Source organism: Yoonia maritima (assembly GCF_002933395.1).
GTDB lineage: Bacteria > Pseudomonadota > Alphaproteobacteria > Rhodobacterales > Rhodobacteraceae > Yoonia > Yoonia maritima_A.
Genome location: NZ_PKFN01000008.1, coordinates 841669 through 856102, shown reverse-complemented (window position 1 = coordinate 856102; position 14434 = coordinate 841669). Strand labels below are relative to the sequence as shown.

The following is a 14434-nucleotide window of genomic DNA, read 5'->3' as shown; positions in this document are numbered from 1 at the left end:
TGTGGCGCTTGTTGTCGTTCCGCCTGAACTGCACACGCTCTACAACTATGACTTTAACTATGACTTTGTCGGACAGGTCCTCAAAAACTGGGCGTTTGTCAATTCACAAGCGGACAATGGCGCAAGTCATAAACCAACAGAGTTTGAGGCATATATTTCAGACCGGCTTGACGGTGCAGCATCCAACCCATTCCTTGATAGCCAACCGATGCATGTCGCAACGCGGCTGTGTGAGGTTCTAGGATTTGTGATCGAGAACGGCCCTAAGCGCAGAATATCGGAAGCAACCGACGATGACCTTCGCTTGGCCGGTCAAACGGGCTTCAACGCTTTGCGGAGCGGGGAAGATGGGTTGTATGCAGCTCTAGATGCGATGGTGAGCCCAATTGCGCTACGCACGGTGAGGCACCAGTCGGACTTTGGAGCGTTCTTTGAATGGTTGCGGACATCGTCAATGGGAAAAGATTTTGAGATGTTGCGCGACAAGGTGCGCGATTTCATCTTTCGCACCTATCCTTTTCGGGAAGGCGACACCGTCCTTGGTAAAACCTGCCCATCGCCAGCTGTGTTTACCATTTCTGGAGCATGGCAATCGCTGGGCATCCAGCGTCATCGAATGAACCGGATACTGTTGGCCGAAGGTTTGGCACACACGGATAAGGCGGACAATTCAGTGCGGCTTCTTGAGGGGCTGAAGTCCGAGGCCATCGATGATCTTAGGTGCCGGATCGCGTCTCGGCTGAACGCGATTGAGGCACAAGCGGTATTGGGAGTGGGTTTAGAGGTGCTCAATCAACTGCGCGATCATGGTTTCATCACGTCCACCGTAGACGCTCTCGATCAAATTCCAAAGTTTGACCGTGAAGAGTTGGAACAGCTGCTGGCAAATCTGAATGCCCGGGTCACGGAAACGCCAATTGATGGAGGAAACTTGGTATCCCTTAGCGAGGCGACACAGCGCGTTAGATGTCCCCTTGTCCAAATTGTTCAGCTGATACTTGATGGGAAACTGACGCATATAAACCAGGACGCTGAAACGCGCGGCCTCGCTGCACTCCGCATAAACCTCCCAGAATTGCGGGAGGCGCTTCCTCAATTTGAGATGCCAGGGATCACGAAAGGGGATGCATCCAGACGCCTGCGGGTGAACTACCCAACAATAAATTTCTTGATTGCTGACGGCGTGTTGATAGAGCGCCGATTGCGAAATCCGCGCTCTCGACAGTTCTTGGATGCAGTTTGTAGTGAGAGCTTGACTGCATTCGAGGCGAATTTTGAGACACTGGGTCAACTTTCAAAACGCTATCGTAGGGCATCGGGTCCGTTTAGTTCACATCTGGAAGCGAAAGGTATTTGCCCGATCGAAACGCCTGACGGGATAAGTTTGTATTATGAACGCAAGGGGCTTGAAGGGCGTTTGCGTAGGGCGGGTATTACCCCACCATTGGAAGAGGTGTGAACATGATGGACGACGTTGAAAACGACAAGAATGAACTGCCTAATCACCCAGATCGTCATGCAATCGAGGATTGGATGCTGTATGGCCCAAAGAACGGGCGGATCGAAGAACTTGTGAGAGAGTTGACCCTTGAGCGTGGGCTGAGACTGAGGGAAGTCGAAAACATCATCGTTGATGTGCTCTTGGCGTACCAGAATGTCGCAAAACGGGATGCTGCTGCGATCGAAGGTAAGTCGGCTTCCGACATTGATGCGGTACGACTGGCTAACGACACGGCCACGCAACTCAAGATATTGAACACGGCTTATGCGACCGGGTCAGCGGATGCAATAGATGCTGCAGTTGTTGAGATCGTCGAAGCGCGTCGAATGAAATCAGCCGGGATCGCCGATATGCTGGAATCATATTCGAAAGATGGAGCTACTTAGGCAGTTGATGTCGCTGGCTGAATATGTAGAGTTCAACGCCATTTTGATCAAAATTTTGTTGAAAGAGGAAAGTCAGCGATGCCTGAAAATTCAGTTGAAGACCCGTTCAATGTATCGAGAAGCGAAGGCGTTGCATTGTTACGCTGGTCTTTCACGGTGGTGGGAGCCGTTATGTCTGCGCTCCTTGTCGCTGCCTCTCAGGCTGGCGAGAACATGTCTTTCTACCTCATGACGATCACTTTGTTTAAGTTTTCACTTATGATTTTTCTTTTTCTGTTTGGGGCAGTTTTTGCGACGTTTGTAACCGCCGTGATGGGGCATTCGAACCGCAGTGGTCGCAATCGTTGGGATCGTGTTCAAAAAGTTGGGCGACGGATTGGGCGCTTTGCGCTTCTTGTGGAAAGAAGCCGATGGTACGTGGCGAAACTCTTTACATGGTCAGCCTTTGCTCTTGCGATTGCCATTGGTGTTATCCTTCCAGCCGGTTTGCTTCACGTGGGTTCAGATGCTCTAAAGTCTGACCTCGAATTGACTACAGAGTTGCAGTCGCTTCAGATTTCAGCTTTTAAAGCGGAGTTGTCGTCAATCCACGATGGCAGGTCAGAATGATACGATGTACCACCACTACTCCTGTGAAGGATCATCGCATTCAATGAGATGAACTTGTCTATCGCAGCTGAGATCTGCAACCCTAGGGCGGTTAACATAACACCCCTTAACAGACGTTCATGCTTCGTTATGACGAAAAAATCCAGTTAAGGTTGCGGTGATTGGGGCATAAAGCAGACACTGGTCCGGCGGTTGGCCCTGATTAATGCGACTTGATGCTGGGCGGCGCAACTGCGCGGCCCAGCTGTTCACCAATAATACCTGTGTGGCTTGCGCCCGTCCGGCCAATTCATGTTCTCTGAGTCAGCGCCTTTGATGACGCGCGCTGCCAGCTCCTTTGTCCGACGCCTTGTCGGCCTAGTGTGAAAGAGTTTGTCATGCCAGCGCGGCCAATTTTTCAGCCAAAGGACGCTGTTGGGATCTGTCGCGAGCCGACGTTCTAAAGCATGCGAGGAATATCCTTTCCTCATAGCCATGCGCGACCGCTTGCATTTGTAGTGGGCCATTGTTGTGGCCTTTCATGTAGTTTCGTTACTACATGGCACCCTCCATTGGTTTAATTGTTTCTCGCCGCATCGGATCTGGTCAACCGGAAACGCAGCCAGTCTAAATATCGAAACGGGCCTTCAAAAGCAATGGGGAACGAGGCTTCTGGGCTGGACCTCACCAACCGGCGACGGCCAAATATCTCTAGTCTAAGGCGATTAAAACAGGACCCCTTAACCGATGTTCGTACTTTGTTACGGTTTTGTCAATCGCCCGTTGGTTGCGAAAACCTGCCGTTCGAGATCCCTGTCGTTGATGACCGCATTGCGGGACATACTTAGCTTTCGCCGCCGATGTGTTAATGACTGCTTTCGAACGAGCGACGGTCAACAACCGCCACTCTTGGAGAGCTGGATTATGAGTTGTGCACCGCCCAAGAAGACCCTTGTTTGGTATGGTGGTGCACAAATCGGATGCCCATCAAACATCTTATCCATGGATATGGCTTTTTCTGTGGTTCGCGTAGCGCTTTGTGCTGCGTTGTTCTTTGTAGTATGGTCGCGTCTTGTCTGCAGAACATAAGCACATTGGGAACTGTTAAAGCCAATTGTCTAATGCTGTACAGAGCGAGAAGACCCCCCCGCCAATCAACGCGCCAGGTATTATGGCTTCAGGCCCACCAGCTGCACCAACTGTGCCACCTAGCGCTGCGCCGTCAACATCCGCCTGACCCGCACTTCCCGCTTGCTGTTCCGAACGACCAAGCGAAAGTGTCATAAACCGGGAATGTCGTGCAACCGATGCATTGACCAGCAGCAATGTTCGTGCGGTCTCATTCAAAGCAGAGTCAGCACTAATCCGGCGCTCCAAAGAAACTAGTTTTTCATGCGAACGTTCTGCTTCTGCAGTGCCAACGCGAATGCGTTTGAAATAGCCAATCACGGCTTCACGCTGCGTTGTGTCGAATGATTGTTCTAACTGCTGTATCACTACATCCGGATCTGGACGCGATGTCGGCACTAAATTGGCAGGAAACGGATCCCCGGGAAAACCGTCACCCGGTATCGTATCTCGCAGCCAGTCCAACAGGTCCTTGCAAGGACAATTCTCGCCTGTGACGCAAACACAGCGCAGGCTCCAGTCGCCAATACGATCAAATATCGACAAGACTTGTTTGTGCGTTTGCTGGGGCGTTGTCTCGCGGCCAGCATATCGAATGTCAGCAAGCGACTTCAGAGCCATATCCATGACAATGTTATGTAAAACACCGATGCCGTCCATCGGGTTCTCGATGTTGCGCGCAGGCGTGTCAGAAAAGACTTTAAATGGTAACTCTACCGGCGGATTTGTACTCATTTCGTGGATCGTTCTCATAATAAAGTTCCTCAAACTAGCGTTTCAAATAAGTTAAAGTCAGCTGGAAGACGTTAACGCATGCAGTGCACCCTCGTATTGTAATTTTCAGCCAAAACACGTTGATAGGGGGAAGTTTGGATCAACTATATAGATCGTTGGCACCACGAGGGGCGCTACGACCGTATGTCAGGCGCATACTGGTTGCAGATGAAACTGCACCCATCGATGTTGCACTCAAGCCCGCACCAACTGGGTACAACTACCTTGGGTGGGTATTTTCCGGGAGCGTATCGGCGGAAACGAAAGGTACTGTTCAACCCTTCGCCGAAAACTGTTTGCATGTTGCTGGACAAATACAGTTCCAAGACATCTCTGTCCGATACCAAGGGTTGTTTGGGCATATCATAGCAGAGTTTGAAGTTACGGGTTTTTACGAACTTATCCCGATGTCGCCAGTGGAAATTTATGGGCGTGCATATCCACTGGTCCCTGGATTTCACGATTGGGCAGATACCTTTGACCTAACCAGCCCATGCCGCAACACAAACCAACGTGTAGAGCGGTTCCAAGATTTTCTTTGTGATTTAGTTCCTTTTGCGCGAAAAAAACCGAACTCAGTTTCGCGGGCAGCACGTCTCATCGAAGACAAACGCGGCTTGATTTCGATTGCTGATGTAGCGCAATCACTTGCGATCAGTGAACGCAGTTTGTGTCGGCATTTCCAAAAAGTGGCGGGTGTCGCTCCGAAGTATTTTGGCAGAATTGTTCAGTTCAACCATGCCATGACGGCCTTCACCACTAAAGATCAGGCCTATTTGACCGAGCTGGCTCACGAATTAGGCTATTATGATCAAGCGCATTTTAACAAGTCGATACGCCAGTTTCTTCATACGAGCCCGCAGAAATTCTTGGATGGGGATAACGACGTCATGTTTGAATTCTTGGGACGTCCATAGCGAATTTCGCTCTGCGCATTAGATGAGACAACGAAGACGCTAGATTAAAAGTGGTGGCATCGGTTAGCACGAAAGGGACGCAGGTATCGGCAGATCAATAGCGTAGGGTCTTCGGGCCCATATAGCCCCTAACGACATCCCCAAGGTCAACAGAAAATTTGTATAGATTTCGTTCGTTTTGTCAGACCGGTCATTCGCTGCGGCACAGAAAATCAGTAAAATGGGCTCATTTGAGACTTTCGCTGCATTTTGAACGAAGGTCTGCTTTGAATTGAGGCAGGCCCTTGCCCTGCCACATCTAAGAAATTCTGGTTCCTTGGGGTTCGCGCAAGCGCGATACGCCGCTGCGTCACGCTAGGGTGAAGGCGCAGCCTTCCCCCTCGGGCAACCCAATTAGACAGAGCCGTGTCCTCGCTGCGCTGCGGGCCGCACCACCTCTGTCGAATAGCATTGCCTCGCCCCCATCCGCGTTCGCCACGTGGCAGATTTGCAGGAGCAGGCGGCTTCGCCGTCTGACCTTCAAATCAGCACTGATTTTCGGAAGCGGAAGTCAGATCAACAAAACAGGCCCACCAACGGCGGGACACGGGAACAGGTCAGTTTATGACGCAAAGGTCAAAGTCGTATGACGTTCGACAAAGGGTAAATGGCGGACTGGGGAGGATTCGAACCCCCGACCCCTTGATTCGTAGTCAAGTACTCTATCCAACTGAGCTACCAATCCGCGTTAGGGGGGATTTAGACGTGCTGGCGGTTGGGCGCAAGGCCCAATTTCGATTATTTTGTCATTCATTTATTTCCGTAAGGGCAAGGTCTGCTTTGGGCAGTTCGATGACGAATGTTGTGCCGGCTTCGCCAGTGCTTTCTAATCGCAGTCTGCCGCCGTGCCCTCGGATGAGATCGCCTGCGATCACGAGGCCCAGTCCAGAGCCACCTTTGCGCACCCCGCCTTGGAAGGGTTGGAATAAATGTTCTTGTGCCTTTGGGGGGAGGCCTGGCCCTGTGTCGGACACCGTCAGGTGCCAGCGATCATCGTCTTCGTGAGCGTGTATGCCAATTTCACCAGTTTTTTTCGTTGCCATGATGGCTTGGCGGGCATTGCGGACAAGGTTCTGGATAACACGGTACAATTGTTCGCCGTCTGCACGCAGGGTCAGGGACGCAGGAATGTCTTCGGAGAATGAAAGTGCGTAGTCCCCAGCGGCAAGACGTTCGCTGTCGATCACGTCACCAATAATTTGCGCGAGGTTCACGCGTGACAGTGATGGCGCGGGTTCTTCGACGCGGCCAAAGGCAAGGGTCGTTTCGCATAGGTGTACGGCGCGCGTGATTGACCCGACCAGCTTTGGTGCCATGCGCTGAACAAGCGGATCTTCTGAGCCTTCAATCCGGTCGGTGAATAGCTGCGCAGAGGTTAGGATGTTTCGCAGGTCATGGCTGACCTTGGCAACGCCGCTGCCAAGCTGCGCAAGCCGTTCTTTTTGTTTCAGCGCGCTGGTCAGTTGGGTCTGCATCATCTGCAATGACTCTTCGGCGGCCCGCAGTTCCTTGATGCTGGCAGAGGGCGTAATGATCTGTCGCGCGTCTTCGGGGGATTTGGCGTAGGCTTCCATGTGGGCGACGACGCCCTTGATCGGCGTGACGAGCAATTTGCGAACGGCAAAGAACAGCAAGCCCGCGGTCACGACAGAAATGAACGCGGATAGAATCAAAATGTTCCAGCCGTATTTTAGCATTGCTGCACGTAGAGGGATTTCGTCAATTGTGACCTCGATTAGTAGCCCGCCGTCGCGCACCGGGTTGCCGATAATCCTGATAATCCGTTCGTCGGTATCCAGCAGCGTGCGCATGGCATCGCTAATCAGCGTCATGCTGGTTGGTGCGCGCATGTCGTAAGTTGCTGTGATGGGGGATGGAATCGGCGATGACAGCGCAAGCTGCCGCATGTCATCACGTCGTAGGACGACGTTATAAACTTCGGCATTCTCGAGTAGCTCTGCCTCAAGGGCGGGGCTGATCATATCGTCTGCTTCCAACGCGAGCGACGCAAGCTGCGCCCGTTCAAGCCGGGCAAGCAGATAGTCTTGGCGGAAACGCGCGATGGAGGGGACGAAAATGAACACTTCGGCCAGCATCACGAAAACTACCGTGAGAACCAGAAAGCGGCCCGAAAGTGAGTTGGTCATTATTCCTCGCTATGGCAACCACCGCTGCACAAAGCCGACGACACGTTTGACCGTCGGGTTTTCAAAAAGTCTTGGGCTAAAATAGGCACCCGCAGCCCGTTTGTTAACCTCAGTAATGGTGGGGTAGGGCAGAACAGTGTTCGCGATGGCGGACATCTTCATATTATTGGCGATTGCCATGGCCCACATTCCGATTAATTCACCCGCCTGATGTCCCACGATTGATGCGCCAATTGGGCGTCCTTTCAACACCATGACCTTGATCAGGCCTTTGGTTTTGCGTTCTGCGATTGCGCGGTCGTTGTGGTGGAATTCAAATCGTACGACTTCGACCTTGTCGCCATGTTTTTCTTTGGCCTGTGCTTCGGTTAGCCCGACTTGCGCCAGTTCTGGGTCAGTGTAGGTCGCCCAAGGGATGTGATCCGTGCGTTGCTTTGACGGCAGGCCGAACAGCATAGACCGGATAAGAACGCCCGCATGGTAGCCCGCAACGTGTGTGAATTGCAGCCCACCCGCGACGTCACCGGCTGCATAGACCCTTTTATTGCTGATGGATCGCAGGTTATCGCCAACCTTTAGCCCGCGGCGGTCATGTTCGATGCCGCCCTTATCAAGGTCCAGTTTATCCGTGTTCACCATGCGCCCAACGGCCATCAATAGGTGCGATCCGGTAAAGTCGCCCTTGGCTGTGTGAACTGTAATTGTGTCACCTTTGCCGCTGATTTTTTCGGCTTGGGCATCTTCAATGATGTTCACGCCTTCTTCGCGCAGTGTGTCGAGAACGATTTGAGCAAGCTCTGGGTCATCATTACCTAGCGCTTTTGCGCCTTCGATGACGGTTACATTACAGCCAAGTCGGCGGTGCGCCTGTGCCATTTCAACCCCGATGGGGCCGCCGCCGATAATGATCAGGTGCTTGGGCTTTTCGCGCAGATCAAAGATGTTTTCATTTGTGAAATAAGTGACGCTATCCAGCCCCGGAATTGGTGGAACCAGTGGGCCGGACCCGGTTGCCACGACAAAACGCCGCGCGGTGATGATCGTGTCGCCTGCTTGGACTTCGGTTTCGGAAATGAAACGGCCGTATTCTCGGATGACGTGAACGCCTAAACCTTCGAACCGTTCGACACTATCGACGGGGGCGATGGTGGCGATCACATCATGAACGTGGTCTTTGGCGGCGGCGTAATCGACGACAGCGTTTGTTTCTGCAACGCCCAGATTCGCACCATGCGACATTGCATAGGCTTGTTTGGCTGATGCGATCAGTGCTTTGGACGGGACGCAGCCATAATTCAGGCAATCGCCGCCCATTTTGCCGCCTTCGATCAATACGACCTTTGCGCCCATCTGAACCGCACCCGCCGCAATCGAAAGCCCGCCTGAACCAGCGCCAATGATGCAGATATCTGTTTTGATCCGGTTCATTGTTTAAAGGCCTTTCTTGCCGCGGACGGCTTTGATCGCAATGGGAAGTGCAGCAAGCGCCGACAATCCGATGATAGGAAGAAGGATAGCGGGCTCGAAGATGATGCCAAGGTTTGGGGCTTCGCCTTTGGCAAATATTTCGCCCAGACCCGCGCCGACTGATGTGTAAATCACAGCGCCGGGAATGATTCCAAAGAATGTAGAAATGACAAAGCGGTGCAGTGGGACGCCCAAGAACGATGGAATCAGGTTAGCTAAAAAGAAGGGGACGACCGGAAGAAGGCGCATCAGGAATAGCATTGACCATTGGTTATCGTTGATTCCCGCTTTTACCTTTTTCACCATGCCTTCAGCGCTATCGAGTTTTTGGCTTAGGGCTTCGCCAAATCCCCAGCGCGCCGCAAGGAAGATACCTGTCGCGCCGATTGTGGCTGCGGTCATGTTGAATAATGCACCGGGAAAGACGCCAAACAGAAAGCCTCCGGTTAGGGTCGCGATGGTCGCGCCGGGCAAGGAAAAGGCCACGATCACAATATATGCAGCCATGAACGCCAATACGGTAACAAGGTAGTTGTTGTCACGAAATGCGAGCAGGGCTTCGCGATTTTCGGCTAAGGCTTCGAATGTCAGCTTGTCACGCAAAAGATACGTACCAATCACGGCCACGATAATAATTGTGATCAGGGGCAGTTTGCGGATCAGAGGGTGTGTGCCGGTCATGGTCGTCCTGTATCGGGCAGAGTGTCGCACCATAGATGGACATATATGGTGGCAGGCGGTACCCGCATCACGACGCGTTGATGGGAAACGTACGGTTATTTCAGTTTTCACCGGTTTGGTTGTGATCATTGAAACATTTGCGACTCTGACTTTATTGGAATTGTTGCAGTTTCAGGGGGCTTCGCGCGTTGACATGCAGTGGTGTCCTCTCTAAAGGACAGGTCTGAAATGTTGATCGGCTTCGAATCCCTTCTGGGGTTTGGCCTCGAACCGGAGAGAACGCGATGAAGCGCACGTTCCAACCATCAAACCGGGTTCGCAAGAACCGCCACGGATTCCGCGCACGGATGGCTACTAAAGCTGGCCGTAAGATCCTGAACAATCGCCGTGCCAAAGGCCGTGCGAAGCTAAGCGCGTAAGCGTTAGCACGTTTTGAGCGATTTGAAACCGCCGGTTGGGCCTGTTGACGGCACTCCGGCGGTTTCCGTTTGTTTGCACGTCCTGAAAAAGCGTGCGGATTTTGTGCGTGCGTCAAGTGCGCGTCGCCAAGGCACCCCCGGTATTCACCTGCAAGCCCGTAAACGGCCTGAGGGTGAAGCAGAGGGGATTCGCGTTGGGTACACCTGTTCCAAGAAAGTCGGCAATGCTGTCGCCCGTAACCGTGCCAAGCGCAGGTTGCGCGAAGTTTCCCGTGCCGTTTTGCCTGAAATGGGGCTTGATGGCTGGGATTACGTGCTGGTCGGTCGTAAAGATGTGACCGCGACCCTACCTTTTGATACGTTGATCGCGGATTTACGCCGCGCGTTGAAAAAGGTGCACGCATGACCCCCTTGGCTTACGTCGTTTCATTGCCCGTTCGCGCATATCGTTTGGTATTGTCGCCATGGATCGGGAATAGCTGCCGTTTCCACCCGACTTGTTCGGTCTATTCACTTGAGGCGCTAGAAAAACACGGCGCAATTAAGGGAAGCTGGCTGACCATTCGCCGGATCGGTCGATGCCACCCTTGGGCCGATGGCGGCGTAGACAACGTACCTGATTAATCTCTGCCGGGCGCGCTGCGTCCTTCGCGGAACCAATCGGGCGTGTGCCATCTGTCATCCAAGTTTTGCTCTGACCAGTCGCTCATCGCAATAAGGACAGGCCTGAGCGCTTTGCCCTTATCTGTCAGGTGATATTCAAAACGAGGTGGGCGTTCGGAATACTGAACACGCTTGGCAACGCCAAGTTCGGTTAGTTGTTTCATTCTGTTTGCAAGAATACTGGCTGGCACCCGTTCGTTTCCGGCCTCAAGATCACTGAACCGCCGTTTTCCAACCAGCATGTCGCGGATGATGATCAGCGTCCAGCGGTCACCCCATAAATCAAGGAAGCTAGAGATAGGGCAGGGGCTACGGTGATCTGTTTTCATGCCTTAATTCTACACCCGAGCAATGGCTGAATCAAACTTTCAATTTGAAAGTTACTGCTCGCATGGTAGCTTTCGATTCGAAAGTAACTGGAGGTGAAGCATGGAACTTATCGCAATATTGGGGATCGGGGCGCTGACATTTGTCGCGGCATTCGGGCAGCACTTGTATACTGCGCGCAGTAATGGTGTAGGCTTTGTGATGTCGGATCGGTCGCAGCCGCTGTCTAGCGATGGGTTTGCAGGGCGGTCCGGACGGGCATTGCGAAATACGGTGGAATCGTCTGCGATGTATGTACCTGCGGCCTTAGTTGTAGTGGTCTTGTCAGGGCAAACGAAGATAACAGCAACAGCGGCGTTGGTCTATTTGATCGCGCGGGGTGGCTTCCTCGCGGCATATTGGGTTGGTGCAAGCCGCATTCGGTCGGGTTTTTGGGTCGCGGGGATCGCTTCAATTATCGTGACATATTTCGAAGCAATCAGTGCCTTGAGCCGTTAACAAAAGATTGGATTGCACCGCATCATCTGGCATAGGACCCCTATGCTAGATGAAGCCGACGATATCCACCCGCTGTTCTACGGTGCGCCCAAAACCACCGAGTTCAAAAAGTTACGTAAACGCATCGTGCAGAATGTGCGCGAGGCGATAGAGCAGTACGGCATGATCGAACGCGATGCCCGCGATCCTGACGCACCTCCGGTGCGATGGCTGGTCTGTCTTTCTGGCGGCAAAGACAGCTACACGCTGTTGGCCATTCTTTATGAACTGAAATGGCGCGGGTTGCTGCCGGTTGAGCTGGTGGCCTGTAACCTAGATCAGGGGCAGCCCGGATTTCCGGCGACGGTATTGCCCGAGTTCCTCGAAAAGATGGGCGTACCGCATCGGATCGAATATCAAGACACCTATTCTATCGTGATGGACAAGGTACCTGCCGGTCGCACGTTCTGCGCGCTTTGTTCGCGATTGCGCCGCGGCAATCTGTACCGGATCGCGCGTGAGGAAGGGTGTTCTGCCGTGGTCTTGGGTCATCACCGCGATGACATCCTTGAAACCTTTTTCATGAACTTGTTCCACGGCGGTCGTTTGGCGACAATGCCGCCAAAGCTGGTGAACGAAGAAGGTGATTTGTTCCTCTATCGCCCTCTTGCGCATGTGGCCGAGGTCGATTGCGAAAAATTTGCCAATGCGATGAACTATCCCATCATTCCGTGTGACCTGTGTGGCTCGCAAGACGGGCTACAGCGTCAGCAAGTAAAACAAATTCTGGATGGTTGGGAAAAGAATAGCCCCGGTCGGCGGCAAGTCATGTTCCGGTCGTTGATGAATGCGCGACCATCGCACTTGTTGGATCCGAAATTGTTTGATTTCACTGGGTTGACGCTTGGTAACCTTGCGTCCAGGGATGCGCAATCTGAGTAGAATCAACACCTTCGTATGAGGTGCGCGGCTTTTGTTTATGCGCTAAACAGCGCCATGCGTTTACCTTTGTGAGTAAAATTCAGGCATGAACGGAGCGGTGGGCTGAATTCGCACCTGCAGCATTCACGTATTTTTGTGGCTATTGCACATAGTTTTGGCGCAAGCGTCCGTCCGCACAGTTGTGTCGGCGAAAATCCGCGGGTATCAAGTATCTAAGCAAGGCTAAGTGATAGTTGTTAGTGCCAGCACCGTTTGTGTTCCAGGGGGTTGATCATCAAAGTTTTGCCAGCGGCGTTGATCAGAATAAGTCACGAGTCTCACCTCTCTCGTTAAACGAATGGTCACGGAGCTATGAATGATCACGATTAAAAATATTACAGCGACCCTTATGTGCGCTGTAGCGCCTGCCGCATTGTTTGCAGAACCCGTAGAGCTTCGGTCGATTGATGGTTTTATTAGCGTCGACGGAGAAATTGTTGACTATAATGGAACTATGGTGTCCGTCGAGACTTCGGTAGGGCGCGTAAGCGTGCCTGCGTCTCAGGTGGTATGTTATGGCGCTGGATGTGATCAGGTGATCTCCAGCAACAACTTTGGGCTTACTGCAGCCGCCTTTCAAGGAGTCGTAATTCAAAGCGAGGTCGCACCTGTTGGTGGAACAGATGAATTCGTCGTGAGCTTTACAGCGCCTATCTTTGACACGATTTATAATAGTGTTGTGGGGGCATATGCGCTGACAGGGCAATCGGAAGCCACAATTGATGTTACGTCCAGCGGTCGCATTACCATGGATAACCCGGCATCGAATGAATTAGCGACGCTTCAAGTTGCGCAGGATGGAGAGCCATCCAACGCCGTTGTAAGCGCCGTTGCGATCAAAGGGTCAGCACCTGCATCTTACGATACTCCAGTTGATTGGGCCGTTGCAGGTGGTCTAAGCGATCAGCTGTTGGGTGTTCGTGCTTTTGCTGTCATCGCTGCCCCCGGAGTGGACGTTGATGGTGTCTCGATGACGGAACTGGCAGGCATATATGCCGGAGAGATTAAAAACTGGTCAGAACTGGGCGGGCCGGATCTACCGATATTACCATTGCAGTTGCCTACGAACTCGACTGTTCGCGCTGAGCTTATGAAATTGGTAATGGAGCCCGCGGGCAAAAGTATCGCAAGTAACGTTCTGACAATGGCAGACGGCATTAGTATCGCGTCGTCGGTCAATCAATTTGCAGGTGCAATCAGCATTGTGAGCGTTGAGGATGCAGACGACAGTATCACCCTTGCCGTTTCTGGCGAATGTGATGCGCCCGTGGAATTGAGCGACTTCAATGTTATCTCTGGTGACTACCCGCTGATCCGGCCTTTGATGATCAGTTTCGATACCGTGCCTGAAACGACGCTTTTGTCGGGTATGTTTGATTTTGCGGCTGGGACGACAGCACAGCGGTTGATCGCAGCAGAAGGTTTCAACAATCTTACCGCAGCGGCGCAGGATGAAGCTGAAAAGAACCGCCGCTTGAACCGGCTATTAGGTGGTGCATTCGAAGAAAATGAACGTTTAGCAGCAGCGCAAATGTTCCAGCGTTTGTTCGAGGCAGAACGTCTTTCGCCGACCATGATTGGCGGCGCGACAAGTGGCATCGAAGGTGGATGGAATAGGGCCATGTTTGAAAGCCTCAAAGTTGCAATCGCTGGTTCCGAAATGACCGGTCGAGAAGTGATGTTCGTTGGGTTTAGTGATAATGCGATTGGCGCCGATGCCGCATTGTCAGCGTCGGCCGCATCAGCAGAAGAAATGCTTGGGGCCTTTATGCGATATGCACCTGCTGCGATTGCGGCGAACAATGTGACGCTGACCTCAGTCGGCTTTGGTGGGATTTCGCCGGCGACATGTTTTGATGGACAAGTCGAGAATGCAAACACCAGCCGGGTTGAGATCTGGGTCAAGTAGTTTTCGTCAGATGACTTTGACAATGACGGC

Annotated in this window: 15 protein-coding genes and 1 tRNA gene; 10 read left to right on the top strand and 6 right to left on the bottom strand. The window is 52.5% G+C overall.

From position 1 onward, the window contains the following. The first annotated feature begins 1 nt into the window (after window position 1). The 3 genes from CYQ09_RS10835 to CYQ09_RS10825 all read left to right on the top strand — a co-directional run bounded on the left by CYQ09_RS10835 (window position 2) and on the right by CYQ09_RS10825 (window position 2496). Window positions 2–1459, top strand: a complete 1458-nt coding sequence (locus tag CYQ09_RS10835) for a hypothetical protein (RefSeq protein WP_239495907.1) — start codon at window positions 2–4, stop codon at window positions 1457–1459. A 2-nt stretch (window positions 1460–1461) separates the two neighbouring features. Next, window positions 1462–1887 carry a hypothetical protein gene (locus CYQ09_RS10830; RefSeq protein ID WP_106745373.1) on the top strand — a complete coding sequence of 142 codons (426 nt, stop codon included), beginning with the start codon at window positions 1462–1464 and terminating at the stop codon, window positions 1885–1887. Between the two features lie 78 nt (window positions 1888–1965). Next, a complete protein-coding gene (locus tag CYQ09_RS10825) occupies window positions 1966–2496 on the top strand; it encodes a hypothetical protein (protein WP_106745372.1) in 531 nt (176 codons plus the stop codon). Window positions 2497–3579: 1083 nt separating this feature from the next. On the opposite strand, the gene CYQ09_RS10820 is transcribed toward CYQ09_RS10825, so the two are convergent. Next, complete coding sequence (locus tag CYQ09_RS10820; protein ID WP_162617639.1) at window positions 3580–4338, bottom strand: hypothetical protein; 759 nt, start codon at window positions 4336–4338, stop codon at window positions 3580–3582. A 134-nt stretch (window positions 4339–4472) separates the two neighbouring features. Here CYQ09_RS10820 and CYQ09_RS10815 point away from each other — a divergent pair, with 134 nt between their 5' ends. Then, the gene (locus CYQ09_RS10815; RefSeq protein ID WP_106745370.1) at window positions 4473–5294 is read left to right on the top strand and encodes a helix-turn-helix domain-containing protein; all 822 of its coding nucleotides are present in this window, start codon (window positions 4473–4475) and stop codon (window positions 5292–5294) included. 647 nt (window positions 5295–5941) lie between these two features. On the opposite strand, the gene CYQ09_RS10810 is transcribed toward CYQ09_RS10815, so the two are convergent. The 4 genes from CYQ09_RS10810 to CYQ09_RS10795 all read right to left on the bottom strand — a co-directional run bounded on the left by CYQ09_RS10810 (window position 5942) and on the right by CYQ09_RS10795 (window position 9628). Then, window positions 5942–6018: transfer RNA gene (locus CYQ09_RS10810), tRNA-Arg, on the bottom strand. A 61-nt stretch (window positions 6019–6079) separates the two neighbouring features. Further along, window positions 6080–7480, bottom strand: a complete 1401-nt coding sequence (locus CYQ09_RS10805) for a sensor histidine kinase (RefSeq protein WP_106745369.1) — start codon at window positions 7478–7480, stop codon at window positions 6080–6082. Window positions 7481–7489: 9 nt separating this feature from the next. Then, window positions 7490–8908 (bottom strand): dihydrolipoyl dehydrogenase family protein, encoded by a 1419-nt coding sequence (locus tag CYQ09_RS10800; protein WP_106745368.1) that lies wholly within the window; start codon window positions 8906–8908, stop codon window positions 7490–7492. Between the two features lie 3 nt (window positions 8909–8911). Next, on the bottom strand, window positions 8912–9628 hold the full coding sequence (locus CYQ09_RS10795; RefSeq protein ID WP_106745367.1) for a TVP38/TMEM64 family protein: 717 nt from the start codon (window positions 9626–9628) through the stop codon (window positions 8912–8914). A 284-nt stretch (window positions 9629–9912) separates the two neighbouring features. Here CYQ09_RS10795 and rpmH point away from each other — a divergent pair, with 284 nt between their 5' ends. The 3 genes from rpmH to yidD are packed head-to-tail and all read left to right on the top strand — an operon-like array spanning window position 9913 to window position 10671. Further along, the gene (gene rpmH, locus CYQ09_RS10790) at window positions 9913–10047 is read left to right on the top strand and encodes a 50S ribosomal protein L34 (RefSeq protein ID WP_008231458.1); all 135 of its coding nucleotides are present in this window, start codon (window positions 9913–9915) and stop codon (window positions 10045–10047) included. 22 nt (window positions 10048–10069) lie between these two features. Continuing rightward, window positions 10070–10453 carry a ribonuclease P protein component gene (gene rnpA / locus CYQ09_RS10785; RefSeq protein ID WP_430383342.1) on the top strand — a complete coding sequence of 128 codons (384 nt, stop codon included), beginning with the start codon at window positions 10070–10072 and terminating at the stop codon, window positions 10451–10453. Next, window positions 10450–10671: a membrane protein insertion efficiency factor YidD gene (gene yidD / locus CYQ09_RS10780; protein ID WP_106745365.1), complete on the top strand. Its 222-nt coding sequence runs from the start codon at window positions 10450–10452 to the stop codon at window positions 10669–10671. The genes rnpA and yidD overlap by 4 nt, the downstream gene beginning before the upstream one ends. On the opposite strand, the gene CYQ09_RS10775 is transcribed toward yidD, so the two are convergent. Continuing rightward, window positions 10668–11039 (bottom strand): winged helix-turn-helix transcriptional regulator, encoded by a 372-nt coding sequence (locus tag CYQ09_RS10775; RefSeq protein ID WP_106745364.1) that lies wholly within the window; start codon window positions 11037–11039, stop codon window positions 10668–10670. The genes yidD and CYQ09_RS10775 overlap by 4 nt on opposite strands. A 100-nt stretch (window positions 11040–11139) precedes the next feature. On the opposite strand from CYQ09_RS10775, the gene CYQ09_RS10770 reads away from it, so the two are divergent. The 3 genes from CYQ09_RS10770 to CYQ09_RS10760 all read left to right on the top strand — a co-directional run bounded on the left by CYQ09_RS10770 (window position 11140) and on the right by CYQ09_RS10760 (window position 14404). Next, on the top strand, window positions 11140–11535 hold the full coding sequence (locus CYQ09_RS10770; protein ID WP_106745363.1) for an MAPEG family protein: 396 nt from the start codon (window positions 11140–11142) through the stop codon (window positions 11533–11535). 42 nt (window positions 11536–11577) lie between these two features. Then, a complete protein-coding gene (ttcA, locus tag CYQ09_RS10765; protein ID WP_106745362.1) occupies window positions 11578–12456 on the top strand; it encodes a tRNA 2-thiocytidine(32) synthetase TtcA in 879 nt (292 codons plus the stop codon). A gap of 355 nt (window positions 12457–12811) precedes the next feature. Next, window positions 12812–14404, top strand: coding sequence for a substrate-binding domain-containing protein (locus CYQ09_RS10760; protein ID WP_106745361.1), 1593 nt, complete (start codon window positions 12812–12814; stop codon window positions 14402–14404). The last annotated feature ends 30 nt before the right edge of the window (window positions 14405–14434 follow it).

What these genes read in the sequence shown, in the direction of transcription:
- CYQ09_RS10830 (WP_106745373.1), top strand. Translation starts at nt 1,462, where the DNA reads ATGATGGACGACGTTGAAAACGACAAGAATGAACTGCCTAATCACCCA.
- CYQ09_RS10825 (WP_106745372.1), top strand. Translation starts at nt 1,966, where the DNA reads ATGCCTGAAAATTCAGTTGAAGACCCGTTCAATGTATCGAGAAGCGAA.
- CYQ09_RS10820 (WP_162617639.1), bottom strand. Translation starts at nt 4,338, where the DNA reads ATGAGTACAAATCCGCCGGTAGAGTTACCATTTAAAGTCTTTTCTGAC.
- CYQ09_RS10805 (WP_106745369.1), bottom strand. Translation starts at nt 7,480, where the DNA reads ATGACCAACTCACTTTCGGGCCGCTTTCTGGTTCTCACGGTAGTTTTC.
- CYQ09_RS10800 (WP_106745368.1), bottom strand. Translation starts at nt 8,908, where the DNA reads ATGAACCGGATCAAAACAGATATCTGCATCATTGGCGCTGGTTCAGGC.
- CYQ09_RS10795 (WP_106745367.1), bottom strand. Translation starts at nt 9,628, where the DNA reads ATGACCGGCACACACCCTCTGATCCGCAAACTGCCCCTGATCACAATT.
- rpmH (WP_008231458.1), top strand. Translation starts at nt 9,913, where the DNA reads ATGAAGCGCACGTTCCAACCATCAAACCGGGTTCGCAAGAACCGCCAC.
- yidD (WP_106745365.1), top strand. Translation starts at nt 10,450, where the DNA reads ATGACCCCCTTGGCTTACGTCGTTTCATTGCCCGTTCGCGCATATCGT.
- CYQ09_RS10775 (WP_106745364.1), bottom strand. Translation starts at nt 11,039, where the DNA reads ATGAAAACAGATCACCGTAGCCCCTGCCCTATCTCTAGCTTCCTTGAT.
- CYQ09_RS10770 (WP_106745363.1), top strand. Translation starts at nt 11,140, where the DNA reads ATGGAACTTATCGCAATATTGGGGATCGGGGCGCTGACATTTGTCGCG.
- ttcA (WP_106745362.1), top strand. Translation starts at nt 11,578, where the DNA reads ATGCTAGATGAAGCCGACGATATCCACCCGCTGTTCTACGGTGCGCCC.
- CYQ09_RS10760 (WP_106745361.1), top strand. Translation starts at nt 12,812, where the DNA reads ATGATCACGATTAAAAATATTACAGCGACCCTTATGTGCGCTGTAGCG.